General features: G+C 75.6%; 11 protein-coding genes. 9 read left to right on the top strand and 2 right to left on the bottom strand.

All coding sequences use genetic code 11. The features are described 5' to 3' along the window. Nucleotides 1-103: 103 nt before the first annotated feature. From FGE12_RS00055 to FGE12_RS00025, 7 genes are all read left to right on the top strand, one after another. Entirely contained in the window at nt 104-3331 is a 3228-nt protein-coding gene (locus tag FGE12_RS00055) for a poly-gamma-glutamate biosynthesis protein PgsC/CapC (protein WP_153864187.1), read from the top strand. Further along, nucleotides 3328-5961, top strand: a complete 2634-nt coding sequence (locus FGE12_RS00050) for a hypothetical protein (RefSeq protein WP_153864186.1) — start codon at nt 3328-3330, stop codon at nt 5959-5961. Before FGE12_RS00055 ends, FGE12_RS00050 begins: the two co-directional genes overlap by 4 nt. Continuing rightward, nucleotides 5958-6977: a hypothetical protein gene (locus tag FGE12_RS00045; protein WP_153864185.1), complete on the top strand. Its 1020-nt coding sequence runs from the start codon at nt 5958-5960 to the stop codon at nt 6975-6977. The genes FGE12_RS00050 and FGE12_RS00045 overlap by 4 nt, the downstream gene beginning before the upstream one ends. Nucleotides 6978-6983: 6 nt before the next feature. Next, on the top strand, nt 6984-12026 hold the full coding sequence (locus FGE12_RS00040; RefSeq protein WP_153864184.1) for a hypothetical protein: 5043 nt from the start codon (nt 6984-6986) through the stop codon (nt 12024-12026). A gap of 122 nt (nt 12027-12148) precedes the next feature. Further along, on the top strand, nt 12149-16810 hold the full coding sequence (locus tag FGE12_RS00035; RefSeq protein WP_153864183.1) for a hypothetical protein: 4662 nt from the start codon (nt 12149-12151) through the stop codon (nt 16808-16810). A 111-nt stretch (nt 16811-16921) separates the two neighbouring features. Further along, nucleotides 16922-17554 (top strand): recombination-associated protein RdgC, encoded by a 633-nt coding sequence (rdgC, locus tag FGE12_RS00030; protein WP_153864182.1) that lies wholly within the window; start codon nt 16922-16924, stop codon nt 17552-17554. After that, nucleotides 17547-18218, top strand: coding sequence for a hypothetical protein (locus FGE12_RS00025; RefSeq protein ID WP_194797406.1), 672 nt, complete (start codon nt 17547-17549; stop codon nt 18216-18218). Before rdgC ends, FGE12_RS00025 begins: the two co-directional genes overlap by 8 nt. Nucleotides 18219-18268: 50 nt before the next feature. Here FGE12_RS00025 and rnk read toward each other — a convergent pair whose 3' ends face one another. Both rnk and FGE12_RS00015 read right to left on the bottom strand, forming a co-directional pair. Beyond that, complete coding sequence (gene rnk, locus FGE12_RS00020; RefSeq protein ID WP_153864181.1) at nt 18269-18676, bottom strand: nucleoside diphosphate kinase regulator; 408 nt, start codon at nt 18674-18676, stop codon at nt 18269-18271. A 31-nt stretch (nt 18677-18707) separates the two neighbouring features. Further along, complete coding sequence (locus FGE12_RS00015; RefSeq protein ID WP_153864180.1) at nt 18708-19178, bottom strand: CBS domain-containing protein; 471 nt, start codon at nt 19176-19178, stop codon at nt 18708-18710. A gap of 393 nt (nt 19179-19571) precedes the next feature. Between FGE12_RS00015 and FGE12_RS00010 the strand changes: the two genes are divergently transcribed. Both FGE12_RS00010 and FGE12_RS00005 read left to right on the top strand, forming a co-directional pair. Then, the gene (locus FGE12_RS00010) at nt 19572-20642 is read left to right on the top strand and encodes a sensor histidine kinase (RefSeq protein ID WP_194797405.1); all 1071 of its coding nucleotides are present in this window, start codon (nt 19572-19574) and stop codon (nt 20640-20642) included. Then, nucleotides 20639-21367: a LytTR family DNA-binding domain-containing protein gene (locus FGE12_RS00005; RefSeq protein WP_194797404.1), complete on the top strand. Its 729-nt coding sequence runs from the start codon at nt 20639-20641 to the stop codon at nt 21365-21367. The genes FGE12_RS00010 and FGE12_RS00005 overlap by 4 nt, the downstream gene beginning before the upstream one ends. Nucleotides 21368-21490 lie beyond the last annotated feature (123 nt).

Below are 21490 nucleotides of genomic sequence, written 5' to 3'. Positions count from 1 at the left end.
TCGCGAGCCTACGGGAGGTCACCTAGCGCACGGTGAGGGCGCACCCGCGAACGCTGGGTGCTGGCAGAGTGGGTCGGGCGTCACCATCTCGTAGAGCCAATCCATGGCTCTCTTGTCGACGCTGACACTCTTCCCGCCGTACAGCCTCGATACCTCGATCCTCGTCGCGGTGCTCGTGGGCGTGCTGATCCTGGCGCTGCTCACGGAGACGCTGGGGTGGGTATTCGTGGGCCTCGTCGTCCCCGGCTACCTGGCCTCGATCTTCGTCATCAACCCGGAGGCGGGCGCCACGGTCGCCGTGGAGGCGCTGCTCACCTACGGGCTCGCGGTGCTGCTGTCCGCAGGCGTGAGCCGCACGGGTGCGTGGAGCGCCTTCTTCGGCCGCGACCGCTTCTTCCTCGTGGTGCTCGCCAGCGTGCTCGTGCGCGCGGTGAGCGAGGCGTGGCTGCTGCCCTACGTGGGCCACTGGCTGGACGCCCGCTTCGACACCACCTTCGTGCTCGACCGCAGCCTGCACAGCATCGGCCTCGTGCTGGTGCCGCTCACGGCGAATGCCTTCTGGAAGCTGAAGCTGCGCCGCGGCCTGCTGCAGGTGGGCGTGCCCGTGTTCCTCACCTACGCGGTGCTGCGCTGGGTGCTGCTGCCGGGCACCAACCTGTCCTTCGGCAGCCTGGAGCTGGTGTACGAGGACATCGCGCGCAGCTTCCTCGCGAGCCCCAAGGCCTACATCATCCTGCTGGTGACGGCGCTGCTCGCGGCGCGCTTCAACCTGCTCTACGGCTGGGACTTCAACGGCATCCTCGTGCCGGCGCTGCTCGCCCTCACCTGGCTGTCTCCGGGCAAGCTGCTGGCCACCGTGGCCGAGGTCCTGCTGCTGGTGCTGGGCACCCGCGCGGTGCTCACCCTGCCCGGCCTGCGCACCGCGAACCTGGAGGGCCCGCGCAAGACGGTGCTCGTCTTCACGCTCGGCTTCGTCCTCAAGTTCTGCATCGGCTGGGCGCTGGGCGGGCGCGTGCCCGGGCTGAAGGTGACCGACCTCTTCGGCTTCGGCTACCTGGTGCCCACGCTGCTCGCGGTGAAGATCCTCCAGAAGCAGGTGGTGGCGCGCATCGTGCTGCCCAGCCTGCACACCTCGCTCGCGGGCTTCCTGCTGGGCAGCCTCATCGGCTTCGGCCTCTCGCTCATCGAGCCCCACACCGCCGTCGCGACGCCCGAGGATGCGCGCGCCGAGGCCCCCACCCTGGGGCTCTCGCACACCCCCATGGGCGCCATGGCGCTCGCGCGGGTGACGGCGCGGGAGAACGAGGGCGGCGACGCCCCGCTGCGCCGCCGCCGCAACGAGCTGCGCCGCTACTCGGTGCTCTGGCGCCACGTGGACCGCTGGCTGGAGACCGGGAGCGCCGAGGAGCAGGCCGCGGTGCAGCAGGAGGCCCTGCGCCTGGGCCTGGACCTGCGTCCGCTCGCGGCCGAGGCGCCCGGCGCGCGCCCCCGCTTCGTGCTCGCCGAGCGCGAGCGGCTGGGCGGGCGCCTGGGCTGGGACACCGCGGTGCTGGTGCCCGGCGCCCCGGGGCCGGTGCTCGAGGTGCCGCGCCCCTCGAGCGAGGCCCCCAGCGCCGAGGCGGCCGCCGTGCTCTGCGAGCGCGTCCAGTGCCGCGTGCTCCTGGTGAGCGGGGTGGACACGCGCGCCGCCGGCCTGCGCCAGGGCGATGCGCTGCTCGAGGAGCAGACGCCGCTCTTGCGCGCGCACGGCGCGCTGGACGCCCACCCGCGCATCCTCGTCCGCGCGGACGCCGCGCTCCCCGAGGGGGAGGTGCGCCTGCACCAGGCGCGCGCTGCCCAGCCCGCGCCCGGGGCGCTGTGGCCCGGCGCCCACGTCACCTCCGAGGCGCCGCCCGAGCCGGGCCTCGCCTGGGAGGAGGGGCGCGTGAGCGTGCTGCGCGCCCACCCGCGCACCCTGCGAGCCGCGGTGCTCGCGCGCGCGGGCGGCCTGGGCCCTTCGCTCGCCCCGGACGCCCTGCTCGCCACGCTCTCTGCGCCCGCGCAGCCGCCCGCTGCGCCCGGCGCCGCGCCTGCGCCCGCTCCCTCCGAGGCGGAGCTCGCGGTGCTGGAGCGCCAGGTGGCCGCGCCGCTGCTCGCCGCGGCCACGCCGGGCGCGGGCGCCCCGGCGGAGTCCGCTGCCCGCGAGGACGAGCTGCGCTGGGCCACGCTCATGGCCTCGCTGATGGAGCTCCAGGTGAGGCCCGTGCAGGGCTGCGGCACGCCCGACGGGCGCTGCTGGCTGGTGACGGACGCCGAGGGTGCCCGGGGCCGGCTGGGTGCGGCGCTGCTGGTGCGCGCGGGCGGCGCGCCGCTCGCCGTCGAGGCTCCGACCGTGGGCCGTGACGCCGGCAGCCTGCCGGTGGCGCTCGAGGTGTGGTCGGCGGACCAGGGGCGCGCGCTGCTGCTCGCGGATGCGGCGGATGCGGCGAGCCCGGGCAACTACCGCACGGCCTTCCAGGCCTTCCACCAGGCGCTGCACCGCAGCCTACCGGCGGAGGGCGGCCTGACGCTGCAGGTGCGCGGCTTCTCCTCGCGGCCCGCCGTGGCGGCGGACGTGCTGGTGGAGCTCGACGGCCCGGTGCTCAGCGCCGCGCAGCGGCCCCGCGCGCTCGAGGCGCTGCTCGCGCCCTCCGGGCCCCTGGGCTGGATGAAGCCGCTGGTGCGCTACCACGACGGCTCTCCGGAGCTCGCGGGCCTCAGCGACTCGAGCCCCCAGCAGGCCTTCTCCAGCACCTTCGGCGGTGCGCCCTTCGCCACCCTGTGGCTCTCCGAGCACCTGCGCGGCGCCTACGTGGGCCCGCGCACCACGCCCGAGCAGCTCGCGCTCGCGGGCTTCGGGCCGCTGCCCACCGACTCGCGACCGCCCCTCGAGAGCCTGCTCACCCCGGGCCTGCAGCCGCTGAGCGGCGCGGTGCCCCCGGTGCTGCGCGAGCACTTCGAGCAGCTGGCGGCGGCCGCCGAGCGGCGCCTGCGTCAGCAGAACATCCACGATCTGCGGGCGCTCGCCCACGCGCGCACCCGCGCGGGCGTCGCCGAGCGGGTGGAGGTGGCGTGGAGCCGCGAGCAGGGCCTGCCCTACCTGCTGCTGGAGGCGCGCCAGGGCCGCCGGCTCCTGCGCGGCGTGTACTTCCTGCAGGAGGAGCTGTCGCCCCTGCCACGGGTGGAGCTGACCCCCGGGAGCCCCGAGGTGCGGGAGGCCGGCGAGCGCGCCCTGCGCCAGCGCAGTCCCCTCCTCGTCGCCGCGGAGCTGCCCGCCCCGGCTGCCGGTCGTAGCAAGGAGGTGCGCCCGTGAAGCGGACGACTCGCGTCAGCGCCCTCGTGGGCCTCCTGCTGAGCCTCGGCCTGGTGTGGGCCGCGAGCGCCGGCGTGCTCTGGAACGCCAACTCGCCCACCGTGGCGCGCGACGCGAAGTACGCGGACGCGGAGCGGCTCGTGTTCTACCGCCTCGAGCCGGGCACCTCGCTGCGCATCCCGCTGCCCACGGATGCACAGGCGCTGCGGATCATGACCCACCTCGTCCTGCCGCCCGGGGAGACCTACGCCCCCGAGAACCAGTACGTGTACGGCGTGGACCTGCGGCTGCTCGGCGCCGGCGCGCAGGGCCAGCCGCTGCTCGCGCGCCGGCTCTTCACCCGCACGCGCCAGAGCAAGGCGCAGCCGGTGGACGGGCTGTGGATGCAGGAGAGCGCCTTCACCGCGGACCCCGGCGTGCAGCTCACCGACGGGCGCGAGCTCCCCCTCACCCTCCCTCCGGGCTCCGGCTCCTCCACTCTGGAGCTGCGCTACCCGGGCACCCGCGGCGCGCTGCTGGTGCGCGTGTACGCGCGCGGCCAGGCCGCGATGCCGCTGTCCATCTCGGGCAAGGCGCGCGCCGTCGCCCGCGCCGAGACTCGCGCCGAGCGCGTCACCTTCGAGCCCTGGGCGAAGCTCACGCCCACCACCCAGCGCGCGCTCACCGAGGCGCAGTGGCTGCGCGTGGGCGCGGACGGCGAGGAGGGTCAGGACTACCGCACCGAGCCGGTGTACCGCACCGCGTTCCGCCTCCCGCTGCTGGAGGTGGCCGAGTCCGCGCAGGAGCGGCTCGATGCGCACCGCGCCGTGGCCGTGAACGTGAAGGGCCCCACCCGGCTGCTGGTGCGCCTCTGGAGCGTCTCGCCGCAGGCCACCGCGCCCGTGCCGGACGCGGTGGAGCTGAGCACGCTGGGCGCGGACGGGCATGCCCAGGCGCGCAAGCTCGCGGCCCCTGCCGCGGGGGACCTGAGCACCACCGAGGTGGAGCTGCCCGAGGGCATCCACACCCTCACCCTCGCCAACGGCGCCGCAGGTGACCTGCGCTACGCCATCGAGGGCCCGCGCGAGGCGTGGCTCGCCCCCGAGCCGCTCAAGGGCGCCGTGGGAGCGGCAGCCGCGGGCGCGCGCATCGCGTACCTGCCGGACACGCGCCGGGTCGAGAGCTACGTGGCGGGCCCGGGCTGCCAGGCCTACGAGCTCGCCGTGGAGGCGGACGGCGACGCCGCCGCGCGCCTCCTGCGCCTGGATGCGCGCTCGCTCGGCGCGGGCCCCAGCAGCGTGACCCTGACGATGCTCGATGCGCGGGGCCGCTCGCTGAGCGAGGCCCGGATGGACGTGGGCGCCGAGGGCGCCGAGCTCGAGCAGGTGAACCTGCCGCCGCTCGCGCAGGGGCTGCTGCCCTGCGAGCAGGGCGTGGGCGGCAGCGAGGAGGCGCAGGGCATGCGGGTGGCCGAGCAGGCCGCGCGCGTGTCGCGCCCCGCCAGCGCGCGGCTCGTCCTCCCCACCGGGACCCGCCGCGTGCGCATCCAGGCCTCGCACCCGACCGCGCTCAACCTCTACAGCTTCCTGCAGGCGAAGGAGGGGCCCAGCGCCTCGGCGCCCTACTCCGACGAGACGCTCGTCGACGTGCGCTGGCGCCACGCTCCGCTCGAGGAGCGCAGCTGGTATCCGCTGCGCCCCTTCAACCACCGCGCCCTCGCCGCGCAGGGCGCCGAGGTGCAGCTGGTCAGCCAGGTGGGCCTCGAGCCCATCGTGCCCGAGCCCACGCACGTCACCTCCGGGGTGCCCCTCACGCTCGCGCCCGAGGGCGCGCCGCCCACCCAGGAGCTGCTGGAGCCGGTGGACCCGGATGCGCGCGGGCAGGACGCCGCGAAGGCAGCCTTCACGCTGCTCTCCCCGGAGCGCGGCGCCGTGCGCGCCCACTTCGACTCGCGCGTGCCCACGCGCCCCGAGCTGCAGCTGCGGCTGGAGGACGCGGCCGCGCTGGGCAGCGAGGTGGAGGTGCTGCTGGATGGTGCGCCCCTGCACCGCGCGGTGCTGCACGCCACGCGCTCGCGCGAGCTCCTGCCCCCCATCCCTCCCGGCGTCCACGAGGTGCTCCTGCGCTCGAGCGCCCAGGGCCTGAGCGCGCTGCTCAACCGTCCCCCTGCGGGCGGCGAGGGCGAGGGCGGGCTGCGCACGCGCACCGTGTACCGGCTCGCGGACGGGGGGCTGCGCATCCCCGTGGTGAAGCGCGGGCGGGGCGCCGTCACCCTCAACATGGTGCTCTACACCCAGAGCCGCGCCGCGAGCAGCGCGCCCCGGCTGCGGGTGAGCCTGGACGGGGGCGCGCCGCGCCGGCGCACCGGACAGCTGCTACCGCGCCTCACCCGCGCCCAGCGCGAGCTCGCCCTGCCCGCCTCCGACAAGCCCGCGGCCTTCCCGCGCGGCCAGCCCGAGGTGCACTGGCACGCGCGCACCGTCCCCGTCACCCTGGGGGAGGACCTCGCCCCGGGCGTGCACTGGGTGAGCCTGAAGGCGCAGGGCCTCGGCCCCGCCTGGGCGCGCTTCTTCGTCTACGGCGAGGACGCGCTGGACGAGGTGCCCCAGCAGTGGAACCGCGGCGGCTGGGAGCCGGAGGAGGGGCCGTGAGGCGGCGGCGCTCGCTCGCCGGCCCCATGGCGCCCGCGCTCGCGGCCGGGCTGCTCGCCGCCCCCGCGCTCGCCGGGACGGCGCCTCCGCCGCGCGCCACGAAGATGAACGGAGCCCAGATGCTCGTGCCCTCGAAGCCGCTCGCGCAGTGCCTTCCCGCCGACTGGGCGAAGGCGCTGTGGCCCGAGCCGGACCAGGTGAGCTTTCGCCCCACCACGCTGGAGGAGCGGCTCGCCTTCACCCAGCTCGTCCCTGCGCTCCTGGCGGCCGCGCGCACGAAGCAGCCCGTGCCCGCGCCGCTGGTGAAGCTCGCGCAGTCGGTGGGCTTCGAGCTGCTCACCTGGACGCGCGGGGACGACACCCTGTGGGTGCTGCGCGAGCAGGTGGCCCGCCGCCACGGCGCCGGGGCCTACGTGCTGCGCACCGGGCCCGCCACGGACGACGTGGTGCAGGCGCCGCACGCCTACTTCGACGTGGGCACGGGCCCGCTCGCCCTCACGCTCTTCGCCTGCGCGCCGGAGGGCCACCGGCCGCGCGCCTTCATGACCAACACCGCCCACCGCTACCGCTCGCACCCGGGAGAGAAGCGCACGGACGCGGAGCACCCGGCGGACGTGGCCCACAACCCCGAGCACCTCTTCCAGCACGTGACGGACCTGCTCGCGCGCAACCTCCCGAGGCTGCGCGTGGTGCAGGTGCACGGCTTCGGCAAGGCGGATCTGCCCGAGCGCACCGGCGTGGCGGCCGTGGTGAGCCCCGGCTCGCGCGTGCGCTCGCCCTGGGTGCGCCAGGTGGCGCTGCGCCTGGGGCCGCTGCTGGGCAGCGGGGTGCGCGTGTACCCCGACGAGACGCAGATGCTCGGAGGCACCCAGAACGTCCAGGCGCGGCTGCTGCAGGCCTACCCCGGCGCGCGCTTCATCCACCTCGAGCTGTCGGCGAGCTCTCGCCGCGCGCTCTCCACTCAGGACCAGGCGGCCTTCATGGCCACCGCGCTCCTGGCTCCTTCGGAGGACTGACCCCTCATGTCGTCGCGACGCTTCACATGGCTTGCCCTCGCGGCGAGCGCGCTGCTCTCCCTCGACGCCGCCGCGGCGTCCCCGGCCTCGCCGCCTCGTGAGGCGTGGGCCGAGGGGCTGACCTGGGAGCCGCAGCCGGTTCGCGTGGGCGTGCGGCCCGAGACCGTGCGCAGCGTGGACCCGCGGGTTCCCGCGAGTGCGCGCGAGGTGCGCGGCACCGTCGAGGTCGGCCCCGAGCAGGGCGCCGCTCTGTGGCTCAGCGCGCTCGAGGTGGCGCGGGTGGTGGAGGAGGGTTCCGGGGGCGCGGGACTGCGCTTCGTGCGCGTGCCTGCGGAGGCCGGCGCGGACGCCCCCAGCCTGCAGCTGGAGGAGCGCGCGGTGCCGGCGCGCCCGGGCCTCTGGTACCTCACGGAGCCGGTCGGGGCGGGCAGCGTGTGGGTGGTGACGGCGAGCCGCCCCACCCGCCTGCGCCTCGAGCGCCCCGCGCTGAGCGAGGGCGTGCTGGGCGGAGAGCCCACGCGCGCCGCGCTGCTCGCGTGGCTCGACGGCCGCGCCCCGGCCCCTGCCCTCGCCTTCCGCGCGGGCCTGCGCGCGCAGCTGGAGCGCGATGCCCAGCTCGGCGAGGCGCTGCGCGGGGCGAGCGGCTCCGCGCACGGCCTGGACGCGGCGGTGGCCGCCTGGCGCAAGGCGGCGGCGCTGCGCGCCTGGTCCCTCGAGGAGCCGCTGCAGCCCTCGCCGGCGCTGCGCCTGAGCGAGCTGCACCCGCCGGGTGCGGCGGTGGACGTGGAGGGCACGCAGCGCGAGTACGCGCGGCTGCCCCAGCCGCAGGGCGAGTGGAGCGTGGAGCTGGAGGGCCCCGGGGTGCTGCAGCTGCAGGGCCGGGCGCTGCTGGGCACGGGCAGCGCGCAGTCGCGCGCGCTCGAGGTGCGCGAGGGCAGTGACGCAGCGGGCCGGGTGCTGGGCCAGGCCACGCTCGCGCCGCGCGCCGCGCTCGCCGACGCCGAGGATGCCGCGCTGCCTGCAGAGCGCCGGGCGCGCACGCTCGCCTCCGGCGAGCAGCTGGGGGTGCAGGAGGAGCTGCGGGTGGTGCTCTCCCCGGGCCGTCACCGCTACCGGGTGGCCTGGCAGGGCGGAGCGCTGCTCTTGCGCGCGCGCGTCGCCCAGCGCCGTCCCGAGCTGCGCGAGGTGCTCTCCCACTCGGCCACCTGGGAGTCCTACGCCCAGACGGCGTGGGAGGCCGTGAAGAGCGACCCCTCGGCGCCCGCCGCGCTGCTGCGCCAGGAGCTGGGCGCGCTGCTGCCCGACGCGTATCCGGCCGGCACGCCGCCCGGGCTGCGGGGCCTGCCGCTCCCGCTGCAGGTGCTCTCGCGCGTGCACGCAGCCGAGGCGGCGGGCGCGCCGGAGCGGCGCGCGGCCCTCGCGCTCGAGGCGGCGCGCGAGCTGGGCGCGCGCGCCCTGCCCGCGGATGCCCTCGGGTGGGACCTGCGCCTGCGCCTCGCGCGCCTGCTGCTGGACACGCACCATGCGGCCCAGGCGCACGCGGTGCTCGCCGCGGCGCCCGCCTTCCCGGAGTCCGGCTGGGTGGCGGCGCAGGCGGCGGAGCTGGTGGCGCGCCTGCCGCTCGGTGACCCACTGCGCAGCCGCGGCCTCGCGGCGCTCGAGCTCGCGTGGCGCAAGGAGCCCCTCTCCTCGGAGATCCGCCGCCGCTACCTCGCGGCCTGGTGGCAGGAGAGCCGCTGGAACCTCGTGTCGCCCTCGAGCGCGGCCACCGCCTCGGCGCAGCAGTGGCTGGACATCCAGCCGCCCCAGGACTCCGCCCGCGCCGAGTCCGGTGCCCTCTGGGCGCTGAGCCCCGGCCAGGACGTGTCCGTGAACAGCGCGCCCAGCGCGGGCGCCCAGACGCTGCTGCGCGCCTTCGTGGTGCCGCCGGCGGCCGGGACGAAGGACGTCTCCGCGCCGCTCGCCCTGCGCGTGGGCGCGACGAGCCTGCCGCTCGCCGGCGTGGACCCGGTGGAGCCGGTGGAGCTCGCCCTTCCCGCAGGCGCACACGCGCTGCGGCTCGAGGGTCCGCCCGCGACACGCGCCTTCCTCTCGCTCGCGCCCCAGAGCGGCACCGCGGCGGCGGACGTGGCCTACGTGCGCACGGGCTGGCCGCTGCGCGCAGGCGCCGGAGCCCTGCGCTTCCGCATTCCGGATCCCCAGCTGCCCACCCCCGTGCGCCTGCAGCTGCGCGCGCCCTCGGCCTCGGGCGGGCCGGTGCGCGTGACGCTGCACACGGACGTGGGCCCCACGCGCCGGCTCGTGCTCTACCCGGCCGCCGCCAACGCGCAGCACCTCGCGCTGGACGGCTCGGCGCGCCCCTCGCCTGCCGCGGCCGCCGCCGTGGTGATGCTGCCGCCGCTCACCCGCGAGGTGTGGCTGGAGCTGGAGAAGGGCTCCGCGGACGTGGCCGCCTCGCTCGCCGTGCGCCGCGACCTGCCCAGCGATGAAGCCCCCTCTGCTGCCCCCGCGCTCGCCGCGGCCGCGCCGGAGCGGCCCGTGGAGCAGCTGCTCGCGCTCTCGCGCCAGGTCTCGAACCAGCCGCGCTCCGCCCGCTTCCTCCTCGCCCGCGCCGAGCTGTTGCTCGCGCTCGGTGAGGAGGGGCTCGCGCGCGCGGACCTCGGCCGGGTGACGCGCCTGCAGGAGCCGCTCACGTCGGCGCAGGCCACCCAGCTCAACCACCTCATCGCCATGGCGGAGGGGGACCGCAGCGAGGTGCGCCTCGCGCAGCCGGCCTCCACGCCCACCCTGCTCGCCCCGGCCTTCCCGGCACTCGAGGGTGCCCAGTCCGCGCCGGTGCGCGCGCTGCTGACGACCGCGCGCGAGCGCGGTGCGAAGGCCGCGCTCGCGCTGCCCCAGAGCGGGGCCACGCCGGCCGAGCGCTACGTGCGCGCGCGGCTGCAGGCGCGCGCCGGCGAGCCGGACGCGGCCGCCCTCTCCCTCGTCCAGCTGTACCGCGAGACGGGCCGCCCGCAGGTGGGGCTCGAGGCGCTCGCGCTGCTGGATCAGCTGCAGCCCACCTCGAGGACCTGGGCGGAAGGCGGCGCCCCGCTGGGCTCTGCCATCGCCGTGCAGCTGGGCGAGTGGGCGGACCTCCCGCTGGTGCGCCGCATGCGCACCACGGCCGGCCGCTGGACGCGCTGGGAGCGCCTGCGCGACGCGGAGCAGGCGGCGGGCCACCTCGAGGCGCTGCAGCGCGGCGCCCCCCAGGAGCGCGCGGAGCTGGTGCGCAAGGCGCTGCTCGCCCCGCCCTGGCCGCTCGAGGAGGCGCGCCTGCTCAGCGCGGGCCGCGCGAGCGTGCTGGACCTGGAGACGGCCGGCGCCCAGCGCCTCGGCGCCCAGGTGCAGTGCAGCCCGGCCACCCTCGACGCGGGTGACGACGCCGAGCCCTCGCCCTGCACCTTCACCCTGCGGGTGGATGGCGCCACGGCGCTGAAGCAGGAGGTGCAGCCGGGCGGCGCGGCGCTGCTCGCCGCGCCGCTGAGCGCCCCGGGCCGCCACCAGCTCGAGCTGCTGCTCGCGCAGAACGGCGAGGGCCGCCAGGCCGCCGTGCGCTTCGTCGCGCTCGGCCAGGCGGGCGCCTCGGACGACGGGGCGCAGGCGCTGCAGGCGCAGCAGCCCCTCTCGCTGCTGCGCAGCCGCCCCGGCCAGCCCGTGGTCATGACGGTGCTGGGCCCCACCGCGCTGCGCGTCTCGGCGCGCGCGGTGTCCCCGCAGCCGGGGCGCGAGCTGCTCCTGCAGAGCACGCCGGTCGCGTCCGCCAGCGGCGGCTCGGGAGGCGCCGCGGTGCAACCGCAGCGGCTCGGCCTGCCCGCGGAGCTGGACACCCGGGTGTCCGGCATCTCCGAGCCGGTGGGCTCGGAGGGCGAGACGCTGCTGCTGCTGCCCGAGCGCGGGCCGCACCAGGTCCGCTTCGAGTCGACCGAGGGCGAGGTGCTCCTGCACGTGGACACGGGCGTGGCGCACGCGCCCGAGACCCAGCGCATGGAGCGCTTCAGCGCCGCGGACCCCACCGCCGAGCCGCTGCCCTGGCCGGCGAACCCGCAGGCCCTCAGCCTGCTGCCGGACAGCGGCCCCAGCCTCGGCGCCGCGCGCAGCCTTGGCATGCTCAGCGCCGAGGTCGCCGCCCGCCAGGAGAACGTGGAGGACGGCGACCAGCTCAACCGCCCGCTGCGCACGGGGCTCGAGCTGCAGCTGGGCTGGCGCCAGGAGCTGGCGGAGGACCGCGTGTGGCTGCGGCTCACGCCCGAGCTGCGCCTGCCCACCGAGGGCGGGCCGGTGCTGGGGGCGCGCTCCTCCCTCTACGTGAAGCAGCTGCCGGGGCAGCTGCGCCTGCAGCTGTCGGGCGCGGCGTACGGCCAGCGCCTCGAGCAGGTGCTGCGCTACCGCGTGCAGGGACGCGTCGGCCTCGACCGCTGGGTGCGGCTGAGCACGGACTTCGCGCTGATCCCGGGCCTCGGCTTCACCCTGGAGACGCAAGGGGGCGGCGAGGGCGGGCCGCCGGCGTCCGACTATGATCGCAACGTCTCCTGGCTCTTCGGGCGCGAGCACCCGCGCCGGCTCACCCCGCGCCTCTCGCTGCGCTGGCAGCCCCTGCAGGATCACGTGGGCACCCTGAGCACCTGGGCGGTGAGCAACGCGGATCTGCGCACGGCGGACAGCCTCAACTCGCAGCTGCGCTGGTCGGCGCTGCTCTTCGGCCCGCGCAGCCAGGCGCGCGCCACGCTCGCCTACGACGCCTCGCTGCGCATGGAGGACACCCACCGCCGCGAGCAGTACCTGCGCCACGGCGCCCTCGCGGGCCTGGACTGGGGCTTCTGGAAGGGCCGCGACGGCCGCCTGCTCGTCTTCGCCGAGGACCGGGCGCTCTACTCCGGTCCCTTCGGGCTGCAGAACCAGGTGTCCGTGGGCCTGCGCTGGGACTGGACCGGCGGCCGCGGCCTGCGCGATGTGACTCCGTACGAGGAGGAGTTCGAGAAGCTGCTCGCTCCCCGACGTCCCACCGACTAGCGCTGTCGAACGTCGAACGCTCCGCGCCCGGCCTCCCGGCCGCTGCCCAGCAGCGCCGGGGCGCCGTGCGCACCCTCCCACCGATGCGATTCCGTCCCGAGCCGACTCAGGATTCTCTCGCCATGTCTTCGCCCTCTGACGAAGCGCCCGCAGGTGAGCTCGGAAGCCTGCTGCTGCGCGTCCTGCCGCCCCTGCACCGCAAGGTGCGCGCGCCGCTCGCGCAGGAGCTCGCCGAGCGCCTCTCGCTGCAGGCCAGCCTCAAGCCCTCGGGCCTGCGCCCCACGCCCACCACCCTGCTGTACGAGGCGCTGGGAGACCTGGAGGCGGAGGTGAAGGAGGTGGAGGCGGCGATCGCCCAGCTCACCCGCCGCTACAACGAGGCACCGGACGCCGCCGCCCGCCGCGCGGTGCTCGTGGCCCACCTCGAGGAGACGGTGGAGGACGCCGCCGAGCGCCGCAAGGACCTGCGCGCCCTGCACCGCTGGCTCGGCTTCGATGCCCTGCGCGAGCGCCTCGAGCGCCAGCGCCAGTCGCTGCAGCTCGAGGAGGAGACCGCGCTCCTCTGTCTGGGAGGCCTTTTGCGCACGGGCGAGGTGGAGACCCGGCTGAGCCCCAGCGTGGGCGCCCCGCTCGCGCGCGCGCTGCTGGAGCTGGCGAGCCGCAGTCCGCGGCCCCAGAACCAGCTCGCCGCGGTGCAGGCCCTGCGCGCGCTGGTGGAGGCGCACCCCGGGGTGGCACAGGGCCTCCAGGAGCCGGGGCCTGCGCTCATCGCGCTCGTGGAGCAGCATTCCGCGAGCCCCTTCCTGCGCGCCGAGGCCCTGCGCGTGCTGCTGCGGGTGGAGCCCGAGGGCGGGCGCGTGCTCATGCGCCAGCGGCTGCAGGCGCCCTTCGCCGCCGGGCGCGACTTCCTCTTCCGCCGCGAGGCGCTGGAGCTGCTCGCGCCGCTGCTGCCCCCCGAGGAGCTGCACGCCCTGCTGGTGAACGTGGGCCGCGCGGACCCGAGCGAGTACGTGCGCATGGGGCTGTGCAACCTGGTGCTCGCGCTGCCGCAGGGCGTGCGCCTCCTCGCGCAGCGGGCCGGCCTGGACGCGGAGTCCCCGGAGCCGAGCCCCCGCGTGCGGGCGAGCGCCGTGCTCGTGGCCATTGCCGCGCTCCGTGAGCCCGGAGCGCAGGCGCCCGAGCGCCGCAGCGCCCTGAGCACGCTGCTCGCCGAGGTGCTGCGCCGCGAGGTGGACCCGCTGCCGCTGCGCATCGCCTGCGAGCAGGTGGGTGAGCTGGCGGGCGCGGTGGCGGAGCTGCCGGGCCTCGCCACCCTGAGCGAGGCGCTGGACGGGGTGCTCTCGCGCGAGGGCCTCGCGGGGCCCGTGCTCGAGGCGGCTGCGGCCGCCGCGCAGGTGCTGCAGCGCCAGCAGGACGGGGCGCGCCGGGCGTGGACGCGCTACCTCGCGCGCGTGGCCGCGGAGCTGCCGGTGGGCGGCACCACGCGCATCGAGATCGACCCGGCCCCCGAGGGGCTGCCTCCGCTGCCCGAGCAGGACGCCTGGCTGGGCGCCATCCTCGCGGACCTGTCCTACGCGGGCCAGGGCCTCTACGCGCAGCGCGAGGGACACCTGCTTCGCCTGTGGCGCGGGGACCGCTTCGCCCGCCGCGCCTGGCGCGTGTGGCACGAGCTGCGCCGGCCCGCGCCCAACAAGCGCCAGGCCTTCCAGCACACCGTGGGCCGCGTCATCCCGGGCCCGCTGCGCGCACACCCCGGCCACCTGGACGAGATCACCCAGACCCTGGTCCCCGGCGAGCGCGTGCACGTGGCCACCGAGGGCAGCTGGGGCCGCCACTTGCCCACCGTGGACGATCTGCTGGACCTGCCCCTGGGCTCCGCCCAGGAGGTGCGGCTGTTCAGCAGCCACGGCACCACCACCGTCGCCCCGCCCGCCTCGCTGGGCCAGCGGCTGCGCAACCGCCTGCGCATCACGCGCGAGTACGAGCAGTTCGCGCAGCTGCGCCTCGCCTCGCTCAACGGCAGCGAGCCGCGCGACCGCCGCCGCTACGTGGAGACGCTGGAGCGCGAGCTCGGCCTGCGGGTGAGCTTCACGCCGTACCGCAACGAGATTCCCACGCCGCGTCCGCTCGAGACCCTGTTCGGCACCGACCCGGGCGCAGGCGCCTCCGGCGGAGCCGCAGCCACCGGTGCGCTGCTCTCGGGCCTCGCGCTCGTGGACACGGGCTGGATCGCCGAGCTGGGCAACCGGCTGCTCGAGAACGACAGCTACTTTCGCGGCACCAGCGGCAACGGCCTGCTCGCGCTCGCGCTGTTCACCGCGGCGATCTTCACGGTGTTCCTGGTGCACGCCTTCGTGCAGCGCCAGGGCGTGCGCCGCACCCGCGAGAGCATCCCGCTGTGCATCGGCGGCTGGGGCACCCGCGGCAAGTCCGGCACCGAGCGCCTCAAGGCAGCGCTCTTCAGCGGCCTGGGCTTCGACGTGTTCGCCAAGACCACCGGCTCCGAGGCCATGTTCGTGCACTCGGCACCGGGCGCCGCGCCCTCCGAGTTCTTCATCTTCCGCCCCTACGACAAGGCGACCATCTGGGAGCAGCGCGACATGCTCGAGCTGGGCGCGAAGCTCGGCACCGAGGTCTTCCTCTGGGAGTGCATGGCGCTGCAGCCCAACTTCGTGGACCTGCTGCAGAACGACTGGATGAAGGACGACCTGGCCACGCTGACCAACGCGTACCCGGACCACGAGGACATCCAGGGCCCCGCCGGCATCAACGTGGCCTCCGTCATCAGCCAGTTCATGCCCGAGGGCGGCAAGGTGGTGACGAGCGAGGATCACTTCCTGCCGCTCTTCGAGGAGACCGCGCGCGCGAAGGACACCACCCTCGTGCACAGCAAGGCGTACGAGGCCGAGCTCATCCCCGAGGAGCTGCTCGCCCTGTTCCCCTACCGCGAGCACCCGCGCAACATGGCGCTGGTGGCCACGGTGGCCGAGCAGCTCGGGGTGCCGCGCACGCGCGCCCTCGCGCTGATGGCCGAGCACGTGCAGCCGGAGATCGGCGTGCTCAAGGTGTTCCCCTCCGCGCGCGTGCGCGGCCGCACGCTCACCTTCATCAACGGCCACTCGGCCAACGAGCGCACCGGCTTCCTCAACAACTGGATCCGCACCGGCCTGGACGCGGTGGACCCGGAGCGCCATCCCGAGCGCGCGGTGCTCACCGTCATCAACAACCGCTGGGACCGCGTCTCCCGCTCCGAGGTCTTCGCCCGCATCATGGTCGAGGATGCGCCGGCAGACCGGCACGTGCTCATCGGCACGAACCTCGAGGGTCTGCAGAAGTTCGTCCGCGACGCGCTCGGGGGATACCTCGACCGCGTCGAGGTGGTGAGCACGGATGACCTGAGGGGCGCGCCCGCCGAGGGTGCGCCGCACCCCGAGCAGCGCCTCGCGCAGGCGATGGCGCGGCTGAAGATCCCGCGCCCCTCCGTGGACCTCTTCCTCGAGCGCGTGGCGCTCTACGCCCGCGGCGCGGGGCTGCGCCTCACGCCCAGCGCCGAGCTGCAGGCCGCGGTCACCTCCGCCCTCGTGGACGCGGGCGACACCGTGGCGGTGGGCGCGGTGCGCGAGGCGCTCGCCTCGAGCGTGGGCCCGCTCCTCGAGCGCTGCCTCGAGGCGGAGCCGCAGCCCGAGGATCCGAAGCTGCCCGAGGTGCTCGCGCAGGCCACCGGGGAGGAGGTGCGCACGCACGCGCTCTACCTGCTCGCGCGCCTGGTGGTGCACGCGCGGCTTCGCGCCGCCCTGCCCCGCCCCGGTGCGAGCGATCCCGCGGGCGAGGTGAAGCAGTTCCGCAGCCAGTTCCGCGCGGCCTACAAGGCGCTCTTCATGGAGCAGCTGGTGCCCGTGCCGGACTCGCACGCCACCGGCGACCAGGTGATCGACGCCTGCGCCCGCGCGGTCGCGCCGGGCCTGCAGGTGAGCATCATGGGAGCCCAGAACATCAAGGGCACCGGCCTGGACTGGGTGTACCGCTGGATCGCCCTGGACCGCGTGAAGAGCGCGCTGGAGTCCTTCCGCCTCGGCGCGCCGGACGTGCGCCGCCGCGCCCTGGAGGCCCTGGAGGGCTTCGAGGACCCGGGCCTCATCGACTCGGGGCTCGCGCGCCGGGTGCTGCCCGCGCTCGCGAGCGAGGCGATGAGCGCCGAGGAGGCGGAGATGCTGCAGCAGCTCGCCGACCGGGCCCGCGCCACGCACGAGGCGAAGCTCGCGGCGCTGCAGCACACCCGCGCGGACACACGCTCGGAGCGGCTCACCGCCAGCCTGGAGAAGGTGCTCGACTACGTGGACAGCGTGGACCGACGCCGGCTCGCGCAGATGCTGATGAAGGACCTCGTAGAGGGCCGCGTTTCCCACAAGCGCGCCGCGCTGGAGATGCGCAAGCTGTACGAGCGGCAGAAGGGAGGCTGGCTGCGCGAGAGCTTCACCCCGCTCGCCGCGCTGAGCCTCCTGCTGCCGCCCTGGCTGCGCCGCACCCGCCCCGAGCCGCAGCCGGAGCTCGCGGACTCCGCCACGCCGCCTCCTGCGCAGGGGGCGAGCACGGCGCCGTTCTTCGAGCTGGACCGCGCCTCTCCGCCGCGCATGCCGGTTCCTGACGCCAGCGGGCTGCTGCGCAACCAGCTGCAGCCCCGCGAGCGGCGCGCCACCCTCGAGGGCTCCGACGCCGTGCGCCAGGAGCCCGCGGCGCCGCCGCGCAGCGAGTCCTCCGAAGAGGGTGGAACGGGCAAGAAGTAGCGTTGCAAGGGGGGCCGGAGCGCACTCGCAGTCCGGCCCCTTTCGCGCATGGAGCGGCCCCGTGCGGGAATCTTGACGGGACGCGCTGCTACATCGATGTTGCGCGGCCTCATGCCCGTCCTGCGTGGTGCCGTCACCTTCTCGCGCTTCCGTGCTGAACCCGCGGAAGACGCTCCCTCCGACGTCAAGAAGTGGCTCAGCCGCGGCCTGAAGGCGCACGCCTTCGAGCCCATCGATCGCAAGTCCGAGGACGAGACGTCCGCGGGCTTCGTCGAGCTCGAGAACTCCGACTCCACGGAGTTCTCCCCCGGCAGCTTCCTCTATGGCGAGTACGCGCTGATCGGCTACCGCGTGGACCGCATCAAGGTCCCGGCGGCCGCGCTCAAGGCGGAGCTGGCCAAGTGGGCCGCCGCCTTCGAGAAGGAGCACGACCGGCCGCCCAGCCGCGCCGAGAAGGCCTCCAACCGCGACTCCCTGCGCCAGATGCTGCGCAACCGCGCCGTGCCCGGCACCAAGGTCCACGACCTGAGCTGGAACCTGAAGACGCAGCAGCTGCAGATCTGGGCCGCCTCGCGCAAGGCGGTGGAAGAGGTGCAGTCCGCCGTGGAGAGCGCCTTCGGGGTGAAGCTCACCGCGATGGTGCCCGCGGCCGTGGCGGCTCGCCAGGGCATCGACGAGGAGTCCCTCAAGCCCACGGCGGAGCTGGTGGGTGGCGAGCTGATGGCGGAGGTGTCCCATGGGTAAGCGGGAGCAGGCGCGCAGCGAGGCGGCGTTCATGCGCGGCGACACCGGCGTGGACGGTGCGGCGACGGAGGAGAAGCAGGACGAGGCCGAGCTCGAGAAGGGCAAAGCCCGCGAGGCCCTGCTGCGCGGCAAGGCCTATCTCGGCCGCGAGTTCCTCACGTGGCTGCTGTGGCGCTCGGAGTCCGGCGACCCCATCGCCCAGCACGAGGGCACGGGCCTGGTGCCGCTGTTCCAGGGCCGCGTGGTGCTCAAGGGCATCACCGGGGACGTGACCGAGCTCTCTGCGAAGGGCACGCTCGCGCCCTACTCCGAGCAGGTGCGCTTCGCGCTGGACCGCGGGCTGCTCATCCACATGGCGCGCGTGCGCCTCAACGTGGGCGAGCGCACCTTCGAAGCCACCCTGGACGCCGAGTTCCTCGACATCCGCGCGGCGAAGCTGCCCGAGCTGATGAGCGAGGAGGAGGACGATCGCATCTCGGAGCGCCTCTACCTCTCGGACCAGCTCTCCGCGATGATCGACACGCTCCTGGACACCTTCATCCGCGTGCGCACCGGCGCCACCTGGAGCAAGCAGGTGGTGCCGGAGATGAAGCGCTGGATGAAGGGCGAGGACAAGCCCACCCTGGACGTGGTGGGCCGCGCCCGGCGCGCCGCGCAGGGCTGAGCCCCGGGAGGCACCGGGGGCGTGCGCGCGCGGCGCCGCCCCCCGGTCCCTCACGCGGCAGGCTGCGCCGCTTCGGGCAGCGCCTGCGGAAGCGCGACGATGCGGATCCGCCGGCGCCCGCTGGGCACCTGCCACTCGATGGACTGGCCGACGGAGAGCCCCAGCAGCGCGCTCCCCACCGGTGCGAGCACGGAGAGCGCGCCCGGCGCGCCGCGCGCCTCCAGCGGGTAGCACAGCCGCACCTGGCGGCGCGCACCCGTCTCCTCCTCCTCGAAGAGGACGGTGCTGTTCATCGCCACCACGTCCGGTGGCACCTGCTCTACGACGTCCGCGCGCAGCAGCTCCTGCTCGAGGCGCTCGACGAGCACCGCGTCGCGCCCCTCCGCATGCTGCTCGATGAGTCTCTGCAGCCGGTCGAAGTCCTGGCGGCTGACGGTGATTCGAGGGTGGTTGCTCATGCTTCCTCCTGTGCTGTGTGAAGGGGTGGGATCAGCCGGCCAGAGCACCGGTCCAGGACGGTGCGTCGCTCGCGGGGAACGAGTCCTCGGAGGCGACGTCCACGGCGCGCAGGCCCCGCCGGCGGCGCTTCGCCGCGTTCGCGAGTTCGAGCGTGGTGATGAGGCCCGCCACGCCTCCGCCCTCTCCGAGGACGACGGCGCAGCGGACCCCGGCCTGCACCAGGCGCGCAGCGAGCTCCTCGAGCGGCTCGCGCTCCCACGTGACGAGGAAGCGCGGGTGGGCGAGGTCACCGACGCCATGGACCGGATGGCCCTGCGCGGCGGCCTCCGCGCCGAAGACGAGCTGGCGCAGGGTCACCAGGCCGTGGATGCGATCCTCATCTGCGATGACCAGGAGACCCCGGGGTGATCGGGCCATGGCCGCAGCGGCCTCGCGCAGCGGCGTGCGCGGCTCGAGCACGGCGACATCACGGAGCATCAGCTCTCGAACGAACAGGGACATGGGGCTCTCCAGGGCAGAGGTTGGACGGGTGCCGCAGGCAGGGCGCGGAGGGGCCGCTCGCGCAGTGCCTGCGCCTTCGGGTTCGCGAAAGGGGCCGCCAGCGGCTCGGGGTTACCGAGAGGCGACGGCCGGCACGCCAAGCCAGGCAGCGGCCCGGTGCATCACGGAGCGACGCGCGCGCACCTCTCGCCTGTTCGCGCGGGTGCTGAACGGGCTGAGGGGTGGAGACGTGGGCACGTCGGGACTCCGTGAAGGGAGGTGGCTCCCCTCTCAACCGCGCGGGGCGCCCATCTGTTCCCGCAGCGCGACGAAGGGACGAAGTGCCCTCGGGCGGGGACGAACGACATCCCCGAGGGGTGTACCATGGGCCGGTGCAGCCGCTACGGTGTGTGGATGCGGCGAATCGACGTGCGCCCCCTCCTGGCAGTGTGCGCCTGGTGGACGCTCGAGGGCCTGGTCACGGCCGGGCAGCTGATGACGATGCAGTTCGGCGATGAGCCGGTGACTGTGGCGAGCGCCCTGCGGCGCGGCCTGCTCTCGGCCTGGACCTGGGTCCCGCTGTCCATGCTGCTGCTGGCCTGCGTGCAGCGCTACCCCCTGGACCCGGGCCGGCGCACGCGGGCCCTGGCGGTGTACGCCGCCGCGACGGCGCTCGTGGTGGCGCTGCGAGCGGTGACCATCTTCCACCTCAACCCGGTGCTCGGCTGGTACCGCGACCTGCCGCCCTTCCGCGAGGTCCTGCTCACCAGTCTCTTCAACAACCTGCTGATGTGCTGGCTCACCATCGGCGTGTGGCACGGGCTCCTGTATGCGCGGCGCGCGCACCAGCGCGAGCGCCAGGCGGAGCAGCTGCAGGCGCGGCTGACGGCGGCGCGGCTGGAGGCGCTCCACGCCCAGCTCGACCCGCACTTCCTCTTCAACGCACTCAACTCCGCGGCGGAGATGGTGCACCGGGACGTGGACGCGGCGGACCGGATGCTGGTCGGGCTCGGCGAGCTGCTGCGCAGCAGCCTCGATCACCGGCAGCACGCGCTGGTGCCTCTGCACGCGGAGCTGCAGCTGGTGCAGCACTACCTGGAGATCGAGGGGGCGCGCCTGGGCGACCGGCTGCGGCTGACCTGGGACGTGGCGCCCGGGCTGGACGATGCGCGGGTGCCTCCCCTGCTGCTGCAGCCCCTGGCGGAGAACGCCATCCGCCACGCGGTCGCGCCGAGGCTCGGCCCCGGGCGGCTGGGCATCCACGCGCGGGCCGAGGGCGGAGCGCTGCTGCTCGAGGTGAGCGACGACGGCGCGGGGACGGGCGCGGGGAAGCCCGGGCGCGGCACGGGGCTCGCCAACGTGCGCTCGCGCCTGGAGTGCCTCTACGGCGAGGAGGCCACGCTCGAGCTCCTCTCCGAGCCCGGCGGCGGCACGCGGGCCCGGCTGCGCCTCCCGCTCCGGCACGCCGCGCGGAGTGCCGCGTGAGGCCTGCGCTGCGCGCCGTCATCGTGGACGACGAGCCGCTGGCGCGCGCCCGGCTGACGCGCCTGCTCGCCTCCGAGGCGGACGTGGACCTGGTGGGCGAGTTCGCTGACGGGGCATCCGCGGCCCAGGCCCTGCCGGGGCTCGGCGCGCACGTGGTGTTCCTCGACGTGCAGATGCCCGAGGTGGACGGCTTCGGGATGCTGCAGGCGCTGCCCCCGGCGGAGCGCCCGCTCGTGGTCTTCGTCACCGCCCATGCGCAGCACGCGGTGCGCGCCTTCGACGCCCAGGCGGCCGACTACCTGCTCAAGCCCGTGGGGCCGGACCGCCTGCACGAGTCCGTGGAGCGGGTGCGCCGCCGGCGCGCAGGGCTCTCGGCCACCCCGGGCGCGTACCCGGAGCGGCTCGCGGTGCCGGACGGCCAGCACCTGCGCGTGGTGCCGGTCTCGGAGCTGGAGTGCGTGCGCGCCCAGGGCAACTACGTGGAGCTGTGCGTCGGCAAGCGCACCCTGCTGCTGCGCGAGACGATGGCGAACCTGGAGGCCCGGCTGGACCCGCGCCTCTTCCTGCGCGTGCACCGCTCGCACATCGTCCGGCTGGACCTGGTGGACGCCGTGGAGGCGTGCGAGGGCGGCGGGTGCCTCGTGCGGATGCGCAGCGGCCTGCGCCTGGCCGCCGGCCGGAGCCACCGCGCGGCGCTGCGGCGGGCGCTCGGGGGCGAGGCCTAGGCCCCCGGACATAGATAATGTCCACCCCCAGCATGGACTCGCTGCGGGTGGACAGGGCAGAGCGGGAGCGGCTGCGAAGCATTGGCCACTCCGCGGACGTGGATGCGGCCGAGCGCGACCGGG

It is taken from the genome of Aggregicoccus sp. 17bor-14, from assembly GCF_009659535.1.
Taxonomy (GTDB): domain Bacteria; phylum Myxococcota; class Myxococcia; order Myxococcales; family Myxococcaceae; genus Aggregicoccus.
This window is presented reverse-complemented; position numbering and strand designations above follow the sequence as displayed.